Here is a 13,837-nt window from a genome sequence, read left to right as displayed (position 1 = left end):
CAACCGCCCCTACGAGTTCACGCTCACACCAACACGAGTCAAGACCTCGTCCGCCAGTTCCCGGCAGGGGCGCTCGCCGTCCAAGAAGACCGTGTCCGCCGGCAAGGTGTCCGCTGCGGCCACGCACTGCTCAATCTGAGCCTTGCACCACTGACGGACAGCCTCGTCACGTTCAGGATCGTGCGGGGCCACACTCCGGGCGTCGATCCGTCGCGCCAGAACTTCGGCGGGGACCTTGAGGAAGAAGTGGTGGATGGCCACCCCCGCTTCCTCCAACGCGCCGAAGATCTCGGCAACGTACTGCGGGTTGGCCAGCGTCATCGGGGCCAGGATCGGACGTTCGTACTCCTCCAGCAGCCCCACAGCCATGCTGACCACCTGCCGCCGCCACAGGCGCAAGTCCTGGAAGTTCCCGGTCGGCACGTCGACGATGCCACGCAATACGTATCCGATCTGCTCGGGGTCGTACACCAAAGCAGCAGGCCAGCGCCGGTGCAACTCGTCGACCAGAGTGGTCTTCCCGCTCCCGAAGGCACCGTTCACCCAGATGATCACGCACGTCTCCCGTCTTGGATCACCGTCAACTGGCACACACGCTATGCCGGGACGACCCACGGTCGACACCAGTGCCAGGCATCACAGGGAGTGACGACGACGGCTTCACCTCACGCGGGAATCCGGTCGAGGAGTCACTCCGCTTCCTGGTGGGAGGCGAAGAATTCCATCATTCGCTCCAGGCTCTGCTCGCCGAACATGGTCTCCAGGCTGGTGGCGGACTCGGCGGCGGATGCTTCGCTGCGCGGGAAGAGTGCTTCCTCGTACGCGGCCAGGGCCGCCTCTGTGTCGCCGGGGTGGCCGGCGATCGCCTGGCCGAGTTCTGCTCCGTCGAGCATGGCCAGGTTGGCGCCCTCCCCGGCGAAGGGCGACATCAGGTGCGCGGCATCGCCGAGCAGGGTCACGCCCGGGACGTGATCCCAGCGGTGCCCGACGGGCAGGGCGTGGATGCGGCGGGGGACGAGCGCACCGTCGGCGTTCGCGATGAAGGCGCGCAGGCCCTCGCCCCAGCCGTCGAAGTGGGACAGAACCGCGGCCCTGGCGGCGGCGCTGTTGCCGAAGTCGATCGTGTCGATCCAGTCCTCGGCAGCCCTGAGAGCGGTGTAGACGTGGAGGCTGCCGTCGCTCTCCCGGTGCGCGAGGAAGCCGCGCTGCTCACCGAGGCAGATGAAGAATCCGTCACCGAGGAGGGCGGCGCTGCCCGGGTGCCGGGAGTCGGCGTCGAGCAGATCGGTCTCGACGAAGGAAATGCCGGTATAGGCGGGCTTGGCCGGGGAGAGCAGCGGCCGGATGCGCGACCAGGCGCCGTCGGCCCCGATCAGGAGGTCGGTGGTGATCGTGGATCCGTCGGCGAACGTCACCTCGTGGCGTCCGTCGTTCAGCGGGCGGGCACCGCTCACCTTCATGCCCCAGCGGATCGTCCCGTCCGGGAGGGACCCCAGCAGCAACTCGCGCAGCTCTCCCCGGTCCACTTCGGGGCGGTCGCCGGTGCCGTCGTCCTCCATGGACAGGCGCACGGTGCCGTCAGGGCCGACCAGGCGCATGGCCTGACCACCGCAGTGGATGATCTTGCGGAAACCCTCGTGGAGATCGGCGGCGTGCAGTGCCTTCTGGCCGCTGTCCTCGTGGATGTCGAGCATGCCGCCCTGGGTGCGGGCGTTCGCCGAGGCCTCCAGTTCGAAGATGGTCGCCTTGATGCCGTTGACGTGCAGGACCCGGGCGGCGGTGAGGCCGCCGAGACCTCCGCCGATGATCGCGATGGGGTGGTGGGACGTCATCTCGTATCTCCAGACGGGCGCGGGTGTTGAACCTGTTTCGACGACCTCTACCGTAACGAACGCGTTCGTTACGAACAAGTTCGGATTGGGGTTCAGTGGTCGAAGGGCGGTGTGGATGCACGGCAACGCCTCACCTCACGGGCGCAGTGCCGCTCAAAGGCGAGTGATCAGGCTGGTGGGGCCGGAGGCAGAGGGACGGCCGTTCAGCCCGCGGTGTCAGGAAGCGGAGTGTGAATGATGCCGTTGATCAGAACGTTGAAGCCCCAGGACAGCCGATGTTCGGCCGAACCGGCGAGCAGGGCGGGCATGTGTGACTTGATCATCGGGTGGGTGGCCTCATCCACGGCGTGCGTGGCGCGGGTGAGGGCGTTCCAGTCGTCCTGGAGTCCGGGAGAGCTTTTCTGCGTCCCGTGCTCCGCGGCAGTGGCCGTGGCGTACTGCAGCAGCTTGTCGATCCCCCAGGCGACCTGCTCCTGGGGTGCGCCGCTGCGGGAGAGCAGGCTCAGCACGCGCTCGACGAGGTTCAGATAGTTCTCGCCGCTCGGGCGCGCCACCAGAGCCGAGCGGGCCAGCTGAGGGTGTTCGAACAGGACGCGGGTGTACGAGGTGAGCACCGCGATGAGCTGATCCCGCCAGTCGGCGACGGCTCCGGCTCCGGCGCCGCCGGCGGCCAGGTCGACCTCACCCAGCAGCGCGTCCAGGACGGCCGCGTGCAGTTCGGCGGTGTTGGCCACGTAGACGTACAGCGAGGACGGACCGGTGTCCAGCTCCTGCGCCAGACGGCGCATGGTCACCTTCTCCAGCCCCTCGGAGCGCATGATCCGCACGGCGGTGTCGACGATCCCCCGTCGGGTCAGGGCCGGCTTGGCGGGACGCTCGCGGCGGCTGATCGGTTCTCGCTGGGCAGTCATCCCCCGATCGTAACGAACGCGTTCGTCAAGCAGGGCCGGTCGGTCGTCGCGCAGGGCCGTGAGCCGGGCGTGACGGGGCGTATCGCTGCCCCGTTGCTGCTGGCCGGCCGCTTCGCGCGGGTGATCGCCGAGCGAGGCGGCGGGGGAGGCGACCCCCGGTGCCATGGACGTCGGCCGCGTTGTCCCGCACCGGGGGCTGCTCGCGCGCCATGGCGCCGGTGAGCGTCAACGCCGTATTCCGATGCGCCCGGCATCGGCGCGATCCTGTTCGGGTGCTCATCAGCCGACCGTTCCAACGGTGCGGCCGACGACGGTGATCAGGCTGAAGGCCCGTCAACGGACCGCCCATAGTGGGGGAGAGGCCCTCCGGCGCCGGTGCCCGGCGCCGGAGGGCCCCGGGCTTCAGGTTGTCTCGGCGGCTTTGCCGCGCTCCCGCTCCCAGGCGTCCGCGAACATCTCGTGCAGCGGTGCCGTCGGCAACACTCGCCCGAACGGCGAGTGGATCTCGTTGCGCCAGAGCGGGCGTACCGCGTGCGCGGCCAGTTTCGCGGTTTCCAGCGGCAGGTGCGGGGCCTTCAGCTCGGTCCACTCCCCGGGCAGGAACAGGGTCCGGCCTGCCCGTGCCCGCTTGGCCTCCACCACCGCGCCCGTGCCGAGCAGTTCCGCCCGGACCTCCGCGTGCCGCTTGGTCGACCAGCCGTTCCATCGCCGTATGTTCCGGTCGGTGGGTGCGGCCAGCGTCGCCAACTGGAGGTACAGCGCCGCCGCGTCGGCGCCGACGCCGAGTTCCTTCATCGCTCGCTCGACCAACTCCGGGCAGGACTGCCGCGGATCCGCCTCGTAGGCCCCGACCGGCACCGCTCCCGAGGCGGCCCGGCGCATCATCCGGTCCAGCCCGCCGCCGACCAGCAGCGGGGCCACCCGGTCCAGTTCCTCGGCCAGGTCGGTGACCTCCCGCACCCGCCGCCACACCTCCGGGTCGGCGACCGCGGTGGGGCGGAGGAAGGAGTCACCGCCGGGTGCGCACACCACCAGCGGCCCGGAGTCGTACGCGGCCACCGGAACCGGCCCCTCCTCCTTGCGCCGGTCCATCGCCACGGGTAGCCGATCGGGCCCGAACCGTTCCGCGATCCGCGCCGAGGTGTCCCTGACCCGTCCGCCGGGCAGCGCCATCAGTAGCTCCGGGCGGTCCAGTTCGGCCCGCAGCCGCTGGTAGAGGTCCATCGCGCCGGCCACCGTCGGATCACCGACGGGGCGGTCCGTCCATGCCCACACCAGAGCGCTCGCGATCTGCCGGAGGTCGAGGCCCACCGGTGTCCCGTAGGGCAGCTCAGGCTCGGCCGGTGGCACGGCCCGGACCCCCGCCCCGTTGCCGTACGGGGTCGCCGCCAGTTCCCAGCCGACCGCGTCCACGGCCGCGTCCGTCGCGGCCCCGTACCCGCCCGCGAGCCGCCGGGCCCACACTTCCGACAGCCCCAGCTCGGCCTCCAAGGCGCCGGCCGCCTCGTCGTGCACGGACGTCAGGGCACCGACGTGCTCCCGCCATACCGCGGCCATCCGCTCCACGGCCGCCTCGACGCCGCCGGGCCGCCACAGCTCGGTCGGGTCCTCGGGCAGGGCCGCCGCCAGGACGGCCCGTCGGCCCGCGCCGCCGAGCCTCGCCCGAAGCCGTTCGTAGGTCTCGGCCGTCATCGGTGTGGCTCGGTACGGGGCCTTGCGGACCAGGGCCCGGTCCTCCTGCTGCTCGGACCGGCCGACCAGACCGGCCACCACGAGCCGGGCCACGGCCCGTCGTACGCCCGTCAGTTCGGCGAAACGCGCGGCCGCCGTCTCCGGCACCGGGACCGGCCCGTGCTCCTCGATCGCCGTGATCAGGGCCCGCAGCCGGGCGGCGTCGTCCCGCCGCACCCGGACGAGCCGGGTGACAGTCGGCATCGAGCGCACGGTGATGCCGCAGGCCGCCGACGGGTTCGCCCTGAAGCGATGGGCGGAGCACGGCTACGAGACTGATCCGGCCTCGCTCGGCGACACCGGTTCATGGACCCAACTCAATGAGCGGGACCTCAACGACGTGGAACAGCCGGTGCTGCCGGACGGATTCCGGTTCCGCACCGCCGACGAGGCCGGGCCGCAGGCCGCGGTCCAGGCCCATGTGGACGCCTGGGCTCCGTCACCCTATACAGCCGAGGGCTACGAGGGCGTCCGCCGGACACCGCCGTATCGCGGCGACCTGCACGTCCTGGTGGAGGCGCCGGACGGAACAATGGCCGCATCGACGATCATGTGGCTCGACGAGGCGAACAAGACCGCCGAATTCGAGCCGGTCGGAACGCATCCGGACTACCGGCGGCTCGGGCTGGGCAGAGCGATGCTGCTGCACGGCATGCGTCTGGCACGGGAGGCCGGAGCCCATCACATGACGGTCGCTGTCTGGGGGCGCCAGGGCACTCCCAGGCGCGCGGGCTGTACTACAGCGTCGGATTCCGGGAGTTCACACGAGACGTGCCGCTCATCAAGACCGGGGGCCAGGTCGTGTCGCGGAAGTGCGTGCGGTGACGGACCGGCCGTAGTACCCCTGGACAGTCCAGGGTCCGTGTCTGTCTGTTCTCCTCGGGAGCCGTCGATGGCCGTTCGCCGTGTCATGCCCATCATCCAGTCAGAGGCTGCGGAGGAGAGCCGGGATTTCTATGGCCTGCTGGGCTTTGAGGAAGTCATGAATCTCGGCTGGATCATGACGCTTGCCTCGCCGTCCAGTCCGTCGGCCCAGGTCAGCGTGATGACCGGTGACAAGACCGCCCCGGTTACCCCCGATATGAGCGTCGAAGTCGACGACGTGGAGGCGGCTTACGCGATCATGCGGGACAGCGGCGCGGAGATCGTTCACCCCCTGCAGGACGAGGAGTGGGGCGTACGGCGGTTTTTCGTCCGCGACCCCAACGGCCGTGTGGTCAACGTCCTGAGCCACCGCTGACACTGGGCCACCGCGCTCACGGACCGGTCGAGGACTCAGCGTGCCAGCAGGTCGCGCAGCGACTTCGCGATCACGTCGGGGGCCTCTTCGGCCATGAAGTGCCCGCAGGAGACGGTCGAGTGGTCCAGGTCGGCGGCCCAGGCGCCCCACAGGGCGGCGGCCTCGTACCCGAGGGCCGCGCCCCAGTCCTGCTGGAGCACCGAGACCGGCATGGTCAGCCTGCGGCCCTCGGCGCGGTCGGCCCTGTCGTGCTCGATGTCGATGCCCGCAGAGGCCCGGTAGTCCGCGACGATGGACGGCACGGCCGCGCGGCACGCGTCGAGATACACCTGCCGGATGGCCGGCGGGATGGCTTCGGGGTCGTTCGCCCAGATGTCCAGGAAGTAGGAGAAGAACGCGTCCGCACTCGCCTCGATCATCCGCTCCGGCAGGCCGGGCGGCTGAGCCATGAGGTAGAGGTGGAAGCCCACGGCCGCCTGCACGCCGTGCAGCGCCTCCCACATGTCCAGGGTCGGCAGGACGTCCAGGCAGGCTACGTGGGTGATGGTGTCCGGGTGGTCGAGTCCGGCGCGGAAGGCCACCAGGGCGCCCCTGTCGTGCCCGGCGAGCGCAAACCGGTCGTGCCCCAGCGCTCGGGCCAGGGCGACGGTGTCGCTCGCCATCGTTCGCTTGGAGTAGACGTCCGGCCCGTCCTCGGCAGGCTTGTCGCTGTCGCCGGACCCGCGCAGGTCGGGGCAGATGACGGTGTGGTCGGCGGCCAGGTCCTCGGCGACGTGCCGCCACATCAGGTGCGTCTGCGGGAAGCCGTGCAGCAGCACGACGGGGGTTCCGGAGCCTCCGACGGCGACGTTGAGCTCCATGCCGTCCGCCACCTCCACGCGCCGGTAGTCGAATCCCGTGATGCCGAATGTCATGGTGGTCCCTTTCTTTCCCGGGCCCCGCACCTTCGGCGGGGCCCGCTTCGGTGACGCGCCAGGCCGGTCCGGGGCGGACCGGTCCCTGTCTCCGCGTGACACGTCCTGCATGCCCTCGGCCCTGGCGGCGTGCGCCCCGGCCGGTGTCACCAGCATGTGCGCCGTGGATCAGCAACGAATGAACGCTTGTAGGTTTGGCCTGGTCAGCGAGAGCGAGTGAGAGGAACGGGGCGGAAGGTGCGCGTGGAATTCGGCGTTCTGGGTGCGGTGACCGCCTGGAACGGGGCCGGGGAAGCTCTGCGCCTCAAGGGGCCGCGGCACCGCGCGGTACTGGCCCGGCTGATTGTCGCCCGACGACGTGTCGTCCCGGTCGCCGTGCTCGCGGAGGACCTGTGGGCGGAGCCGCCCGGCAACGCCGTCGGCTCGCTGCGTACCTTCGTCGGTGATCTGCGGCGCGCCCTGGAACCAGACCGGCTACCCCGCACGCCGCCGCGCCTGCTGATCACTGAGGGATCCGGCTACGTCCTGCGCGTACCGAAGGAGGACGTCGACGCGTGGCGGTTCGAGCAGGCCGTGGCGTCCCTTGCGGAAGCCGGTCCCGCCCGGGTGGCGGAAGGCCTCGGCGAGGCGCTCGGCTGGTGGCGAGGTCCCGCGTTCGCCGACTTCGCCGACTTCGGCGACGAGCGGTGGCTGCGCTCGGAGCGCTCCCGGCTGACCGAGCTGCGCCTGCAGGCCATCGAGCGCCGTGCGGACGCACGCATCGCCCTGGGTCGGGCGGCCGAGGCGGTGCCCGACCTCGACGCGCTCGTGACCGACCACCCGTGGCGCGAGGACGCCTGGCGGCTGCTGGCGCTGGCCCTGTACCGGTCGGGCCGGCAGGCCGACGCGTTGTCGGTGCTGCGCCGGGCCCGCGACATGCTCCGCGACCAGTTGGGAGTGGACCCCGGCCCACGGCTGCGACGGCTGGAGGAGGACGTACTGCGTCAGGCCGACCACCTGGACCCCGACGCCGGCGCCTCGGTGGACCGGGTGTGGGCGCAGGCGACGGCCGCGTACGAAAGCACACTGGGCTCACGGGCCCGAACCCGGTTGGAGTCCACCGTGGGTCTGATGCGGGACCTCGCGGTCACCGGAGGGGGCGGTCTGGAGGCCGCCCGCCGCCACCGGGTGGCCGCCGTCGCGGCTGCGGAGCAACTCGACGATCCGGAGCTGACGGCGCGCGTCATCGGGGTCTACGACGTCCCCGCGGTCTGGACCCGCTCCGATGATCCCGAGCAGGCCCGATGGCTGGTGGACTCCGCGGAGCGCACCCTGCGCTCGCTGACCCCGGGTAGGCACGACGCGGCGCGCAGCCGTCTGCTGGCGACCGTCGCGGTGGAGTCGCGAGGCACTCTGCCCGTCGACGAACCGGCGTCCGGGGCGCCTGCCCGCCCACTCCAGGCCGCCAGGCAGGCGGAGGAGATCGCTCGGCGCCTCGACGACGCCGCGCTGCTGGCGTTCGCCCTCAACGGGACGTTCATGCAGTCGTTTTGGCGGGCCGGGCTCGCTGCCCGTCGCGACGCGATCGGCACCGAGATCGTGGCGCTCTCCGCCCACCACGGCCTGGTGCGGTACGAAGTGCTCGGCCGTCTGATCCGGATCCAGGCGCGGTGCGCACTGGCGGACCTGGCTGCGGCCGACCGGCACGCGAGCGCGGTGGGTGTGCTGGCGGATCGGCACGAGCTGCCGCTGGCATCGGTGTTCACGACCTGGTACCGCGCGCTGCGCACTGCCACGACCGGCTCGCGCGAGGCCGCCGAGGACGCCTACGAGGAGGCCGCCGGATCGCTGCGCGGCGCGGGGATGCCCGGACTGGAACGCGGACTGCTGCCGCTGGCCCGGTTGTGCGTGCGCTTGCGGCACGAGGCACCGCCGACCGGCGTGGACGAGAACGCCGACTGGGGTCCGTACGAGCCGTGGGTCCGCCCCCTGCTGCTGGCGGAGGGCGGCCGGACGGAGGAGGCCGGTGCGGCGCTGCGCGCCATCTCGTCACCACCACGCGACCTGATGTTCGAGGCGCTCTGGTGTCTGATCGCGCGGGCGGCGGTCGCCGTGGGGGACCGGGACATGATGGCGCGGGCGCATACGCAACTGGTACCCGCGTCCACCGAGGTGGCGGGCGCCGGGAGCGGCCTGATCACCCTGGGGCCGGTGGCGGAGCAACTGGCCGCGCTGGAGAAGGCACTGCGCTGACCCCGGCAGGCAGGCACACGATGATCGCCCAGTCATGTCACCGACGCCGCCGCGCGCGGCGAGTTGGCCCGTGCGCGTTCTCGGCATGCGTTCGTCGTGAGCGGCTGTCAGCTATCCCTTGCGACAGCCGTACCCGGAAACGAGGCGGCCCGAATAGGCTCGCTCCGTGAAGGTCTTGATCACCGGAATGTCGGGCACCGGCAAGTCGACAGCACTCCATCTCCTGCGCTTGCGAGGGCACAGGGCAGTGGACACCGATACCGACACCTGGAGTCAATGGGTGACGCTACCCGACGGCTCCCCCGACTGGCTCTGGCGTGAGCAGGCCATCACAAACCTGCTCAGCAGCCATAACAAGGGCAACCTCTTCGTGGCCGGCTGCAAGACCAACCAAGGGCGGTTCTACCCCCTGTTCGACCACATCGTGCTGTTGAGCGCACCGGCCGAAACGCTGCTGGCCCGGATCGCAACCCGGACCAACAACCCGTACGGCAAGCGGCCCGAAGAACGAGACGCCGTTCTCCACCACCTGACCACCGTCGAACCGCTGCTGCGTGCTACCGCGACCGTCGAGATCGACGCCACCCCACCCATCGAAAACGTTGTTCAGCAACTGGAAGAACTCGCCGAGCCACTCCCTTGCTCAGAGGGCGATCGGCCGGTATCTGAGGGCCTCGTCAACAATCCGTTCTGCGGAGGCGTCCTGCAACTCGGCCGGGGGATGGAAAATCAGGTTGCTGACCCTGGGATGCAGCACGTTGGCCTCGAGCAGCCGTAGGTAGTAGTCGCTCTCCGAGCTGTCGGTCAGGAGCCTGCGGACGATCTCGGCGAGCTCCTCCCGGGTGATGTCAGCAACCCGGGGGCGAGCTGGCCGCGCGGCCTCCACGGCGAACTCCTCCAGGCTTCGGCCGGCGTCGTACTCCGCGAAGTCGAGGGTTACGTAGTCGTGGCCCGTCATCGCGTTGAAGGCTGTGATCGCCTCATCCGCGGCTTCGGCGCGGGTGAGGACCAGGTCAGCGATCCGCTCGATCTCACCACAGAGTTCATCCAGCCTCTGCCGGCTTACCGGCGGGGGCATCAGTTCCGGTCTCAAATCCACGGCATGAAGTATCTCGTCGGCGCCGACAGGCCGAGCCCCACCTTCCACCAAAGTCGCATCGAGCGCGATGGCCGGCGACTTACGGTGATGGGGGAGCAGGTGCGAGTCGACTCTCCTTCGGCGCAGCCGCGACTGTCAGAGGTGCGCAGTACGGTCCTGCTATGGCAGCCAGAATCGATCTGACCCTTGATTGCGCAGACGCGAAGCTTCTCGCCGAGTTTTGGAAGGCGGCCCTGGGATATGTGGACGAACCGCCGCCCGCGCCCTTCAGGACGCGCGAGGAGTGGCTCGCGCAGTTCGATCTTCCGGAGGACGATTCCGCGGACGATGGTGCGTGGCTCTGTGATCCCGATGGCGCCGGGCCCCGGCTCTGCATCCTCAAGGTACCCGAGCCGAAGACCGCGAAGAACCGACTCCATATCGACGTCCGGGTGCCGGGACACGGCAGCCTCGGCGAGCGGTGGGCGCGGATCAGAGCTGAGTCCGAGCGGTTGGTGAAGGCGGGCGGAGTCGTCCTGGAGGAGTTTGAGGGGCACCATATTGTGATGGCCGACCCGGAGGGCAATGAGTTCTGCGTTGCCGCGACCTCGGCGTGACGTCGGCCGTCAAGACCACAACTCGGTCTTGACGGCCGACGTCACGCAGGGCTCCGGACCAGCCAACAGCGTCTCAGTGGGCTGGGGTACGACTGGTCGGGTGTCGGCGCCGCGGCGTCAGGCGCAGTGGAACTTCGCGTCCGCCCAGTCGCCGTGGTCGCCGGACTTCGTGCCGTCGGTGTCGGTGATGACGAGATGGACGTGACGGCCACCGTTCAGCGCCACGTTCACCGGCACGGGGGCGGACTTGCCGCTGACGGTGGGGGAGGACCACAGCGTCTTTCCGTCGGCTACGACGGAGAAGGACACGCCGCCGTAGCCGTTGATCTCGTCGTCGATGCCGACGGTGGCGGTGAACGAGGAGCACTGGCCGCCGAGCCAGAACTCGATGTCGGAGTCGGCGTGTGCGCCGATGCCCTTGGCGTAGGTGGTGCCCCTCAGGCTGAGCGTGTGGCCGTCGCCGGCCGCCGACTCCCCGTTGCTGCGGTCGCGTTCGGGCGGTCCCCAGCCGTTGGTGGCGTTCAGCCAGGGCAGATCGCTGGCCCATGCGTCACCCTTGGGCGGGGCCGGCATGGTGCGCACCGCTGTCCGTTGCGTGGCGACCGTGTCCTCACCCGCCGCCCGGTAGCGGGCGGTGCCGGTCAGCACGGCCTCGCTCACACCGGCGTCGGCCGGCGCGGTCACGGTGAACTCCGCGCTCGCCCTTTCCCCCGGCTCCAGACGGCCGACCGTCCGTGCCGGCGAGACGGTCCAGCCGTCGGGTGCGCTCACGGACAGCTCGGTGGCCCCGGCGCCCGTGCGACCCGCGGTGAACCCGACCGTGACCTTTTCGGACACGCCGGCGCCGATCTCCTCGGGCGGCGCGACCGAGATCGTGCCCGTCGCCCCGGGGACCTTGCCACCCACCGCGCTCGCGCCGTCCACGTCGACCTGGAAGGCCCGGTCGGTGCTGATGCTGCGGGTCTTGATCTGGACGACCCCGCCCCGGTCGGAGGTGTCGTACCACCAGCCCTGGTCGGCGGCCTCGAAGGCGGCCTTGGAGGTGAATCGGGGCAGCGTACCGTCGTCCAGGCCCACGTGGTGCGGGGCGGAGCCGGTGTGCACGGTGAACCGGTACGGGCGGCTCTTCTGCTTGCCGGCGAAGTCACCGGCGTCGGCGCCGACCGCGATGCGCACCGCTCCCGCTCCGCTGTCCGGGGCGGTCACCGTCACCCGCTGCTCGGCGTATTTGCCCTGCCGGTGCTGCCGGGTGACACCGTCGTCCTCGTACAGGGTGAAGGAGGTGCGGCCCTGCGGGTAGACGTCCCAGGCGAGCGGGGAGTCCGCGGTGCGGTCCTGGTAGGAGTTGATGCCGGGCCACATCGGAATCGACGCCCCAGCCTTGACGAACAGCGGCAGCGTGTCCAGCGGAGCCTGGTAGCCGTCGACCGTGGTCGGACCGTGGTAGGTGCGCCCGGACCAGTAGTCGATCCAGTCGCCCTTGGGCAGGTAGATGCCGTCACGGACGGCGGTGTCGCGGTAGACGGGCGCCACCAGGAAGTCCTCACCGGCGAGGAACTCGTACTTGGCGGCGTCACTCGCCGCCTTCGGGTCGTCGGGGTACTCCAGCGCCAGCGGCCGTACGGCGCCGACCCCGGTGCGGTTGGCCTGCGCCGCGTAGGTGTACATGTACGGCAGCAGGGATTCCTTCAGCTTCAGGTACTTGCGGTTGATGCTGGTGTACGGCTCCCCGTACTGGTAGGGCTGCTTGTCCTTGGCGGCCCAGCCGTCCATCGTCATCACGGCCGGCAGGAACGACTTCCACTGCAGGTCGCGGGTGTAGGTCTTGGCGCTGCCGCCGAAGATGCCGTCGACGTCGCCGCTGGTGTATGCGAGACCCGACATGGTGGCGCCGGCGTACGTGGGTATCTGCCAGCGGATGTAGTCCCAGGTGCCGGACTGGTCACCGCTCCACTGCACGCCGCAGCGCTGGGCGCCGGCCCAGCTCTCCGGGGCCCAGGTGAAGCCGCGCGCGTCGCTGTTGTCCTCGATGCCGCGGTAGGCGGCCTTGCACCCGTCCAGGGCGAACTTGTAACCGGAGCCCACCCAGGCAACGTCCAGCTTGGCCACCCGCTGGCCCGCCTTGACCTGGTCGGCCAGCTTGTCCAGGCCGTCCTGGGTCCACAGGCCCATCTGCATCTTGTGGTCGTTGAGGCCCTTGGCGGTCTCGGCGAGGTTCTCGTAGCCGCAGCCGTAGCCGTCGTTGACGAGCATCCAGCCCAGCGGCATGTCGTTCTTGACGTAGGCGTCGGCGACCTTGAGGGCGTCCAGGGTGCGCCGCTCGCCGCGGTTGGCGTTGTGCAGATAGCAGTCGGAGTCGCCGACCTCCAGGCCGTAGATCGGGGGAAGCATGGGGCGCCCGGTGAGCTTGGTGTACTGGCCGATGACGTCCTTGGAGGAATCGCCCGCGAAGTAGTAGGCGTCGAAGCGGTTCTCCTGCTCGGTGGCGGTGACCGGGTCGGCGAAGGCATAGGTGCCGGGGGCGTAGGTGTTGCGGTAGACGCCGTAGCCCGCCGAGGAGAGGTAGAACGGCACCGAGTTGGGGTGCCCGCCCTCGTTCCAGTTGTAGTCCACGCCCACCTTGAGCGTCTTGCCGCGATGCGAGGTGCTGCCGCTGCCGTTCTGCTCGCCCGTGCCGTAGAACTGCTCGTCGGCGCCGCGCGTGAGCGTCTGGGTGGTGGCGGTGCCGTCCCAACTGATGCCGCGGGTCTCCTCCCACAGGCGGGTGCCGTCGGCGCGGTACAGGGCGAACCGCAGTGGCGACTTGTACACCCGCAGGGTCACCTTGTTCGTCGACAGCTCGTAGCGGTCACCGTGGTCGGTCCAGCTGGTGGTCGGCGGATCGCCCTGCGGCAGCACGATGTCGCCGCCGACGGGGTCGGTGAACGTGCCGTCGGGGGCCACCTCGATGCGGAAGGTGTCGGCCGAGACGAAACTGACCCGGGCCTTCGCCGTGCCCGCCGTGAGGGTGTAGGCGGCGCCGGACTGCGAGAACCCGGTCACCGCCCCGATGACGGTCGGGGTCCCGGCGGCGCTGGCCGCCGCCGCTCCGGCCGGCACGGCCGGTCCGACCTCGGCCGCCAGGACGGCGAACAGAGCCGTGGCGGCCAGAACCGCCCCTCTGGAACGGAAGGCCTTGCGTCTGCGGGGTGGAGCGCTCATGTCGATCCCTTCGCACACGTCGATCGGCGTGGGGCGGTTGATTGAACTTGCTTGATACGCCGCTGAATCAAGCACAACCAA

General features: G+C 70.3%; 11 protein-coding genes and 1 pseudogene. 6 read left to right on the top strand and 6 right to left on the bottom strand.

Translation table 11 applies throughout. The features are described 5' to 3' along the window. Positions 1-9 precede the first annotated feature (9 nt). From ACIQFZ_RS35270 to ACIQFZ_RS35255, 4 genes are all read right to left on the bottom strand, one after another. Complete coding sequence (locus tag ACIQFZ_RS35270; protein ID WP_376653722.1) at positions 10-555, bottom strand: AAA family ATPase; 546 nt, start codon at positions 553-555, stop codon at positions 10-12. 134 nt (positions 556-689) lie between these two features. After that, positions 690-1,832 (bottom strand): FAD-dependent oxidoreductase, encoded by a 1,143-nt coding sequence (locus tag ACIQFZ_RS35265; RefSeq protein WP_383059547.1) that lies wholly within the window; start codon positions 1,830-1,832, stop codon positions 690-692. Between the two features lie 203 nt (positions 1,833-2,035). Further along, a complete protein-coding gene (locus ACIQFZ_RS35260) occupies positions 2,036-2,743 on the bottom strand; it encodes a TetR/AcrR family transcriptional regulator (protein WP_402693149.1) in 708 nt (235 codons plus the stop codon). A gap of 402 nt (positions 2,744-3,145) precedes the next feature. Continuing rightward, entirely contained in the window at positions 3,146-4,678 is a 1,533-nt protein-coding gene (locus ACIQFZ_RS35255) for a hypothetical protein (protein ID WP_402693148.1), read from the bottom strand. A gap of 13 nt (positions 4,679-4,691) precedes the next feature. On the opposite strand from ACIQFZ_RS35255, the pseudogene ACIQFZ_RS35250 reads away from it, so the two are divergent. Both ACIQFZ_RS35250 and ACIQFZ_RS35245 read left to right on the top strand, forming a co-directional pair. After that, positions 4,692-5,111 (top strand): annotated as a pseudogene (locus tag ACIQFZ_RS35250) (GNAT family N-acetyltransferase); the annotation flags it as partial. 255 nt (positions 5,112-5,366) lie between these two features. After that, a complete protein-coding gene (locus tag ACIQFZ_RS35245) occupies positions 5,367-5,714 on the top strand; it encodes a VOC family protein (RefSeq protein WP_382622702.1) in 348 nt (115 codons plus the stop codon). Between the two features lie 35 nt (positions 5,715-5,749). Here ACIQFZ_RS35245 and ACIQFZ_RS35240 read toward each other — a convergent pair whose 3' ends face one another. After that, entirely contained in the window at positions 5,750-6,628 is an 879-nt protein-coding gene (locus ACIQFZ_RS35240; RefSeq protein WP_402693147.1) for an alpha/beta fold hydrolase, read from the bottom strand. Between the two features lie 237 nt (positions 6,629-6,865). Here ACIQFZ_RS35240 and ACIQFZ_RS35235 point away from each other — a divergent pair, with 237 nt between their 5' ends. The 4 genes from ACIQFZ_RS35235 (at position 6,866) to ACIQFZ_RS35220 (ending at position 10,555) form a co-directional block, all read left to right on the top strand. Then, entirely contained in the window at positions 6,866-8,860 is a 1,995-nt protein-coding gene (locus tag ACIQFZ_RS35235) for a BTAD domain-containing putative transcriptional regulator (RefSeq protein WP_402693146.1), read from the top strand. Between the two features lie 166 nt (positions 8,861-9,026). Next, positions 9,027-9,638, top strand: coding sequence for an AAA family ATPase (locus ACIQFZ_RS35230; protein ID WP_402693145.1), 612 nt, complete (start codon positions 9,027-9,029; stop codon positions 9,636-9,638). A 168-nt stretch (positions 9,639-9,806) separates the two neighbouring features. Next, positions 9,807-10,142, top strand: coding sequence for a hypothetical protein (locus tag ACIQFZ_RS35225; protein ID WP_383059538.1), 336 nt, complete (start codon positions 9,807-9,809; stop codon positions 10,140-10,142). Further along, positions 10,121-10,555 carry a VOC family protein gene (locus tag ACIQFZ_RS35220; protein ID WP_365434936.1) on the top strand — a complete coding sequence of 145 codons (435 nt, stop codon included), beginning with the start codon at positions 10,121-10,123 and terminating at the stop codon, positions 10,553-10,555. Before ACIQFZ_RS35225 ends, ACIQFZ_RS35220 begins: the two co-directional genes overlap by 22 nt. A gap of 117 nt (positions 10,556-10,672) precedes the next feature. Here the strand turns inward: ACIQFZ_RS35220 and ACIQFZ_RS35215 are convergent, their stop codons facing one another. Beyond that, on the bottom strand, positions 10,673-13,756 hold the full coding sequence (locus ACIQFZ_RS35215) for an NPCBM/NEW2 domain-containing protein (RefSeq protein ID WP_402693144.1): 3,084 nt from the start codon (positions 13,754-13,756) through the stop codon (positions 10,673-10,675). Between the last annotated feature and the right edge of the window lie 81 nt (positions 13,757-13,837).

Source organism: Streptomyces sp. NPDC093064 (genome assembly GCF_044754605.1).
Taxonomy (GTDB): Bacteria; Actinomycetota; Actinomycetes; order Streptomycetales; family Streptomycetaceae; genus Streptomyces.
The sequence above is the reverse complement of the archived record's forward strand: the minus strand, read 5'-3'. Positions and strand labels throughout refer to the sequence as shown.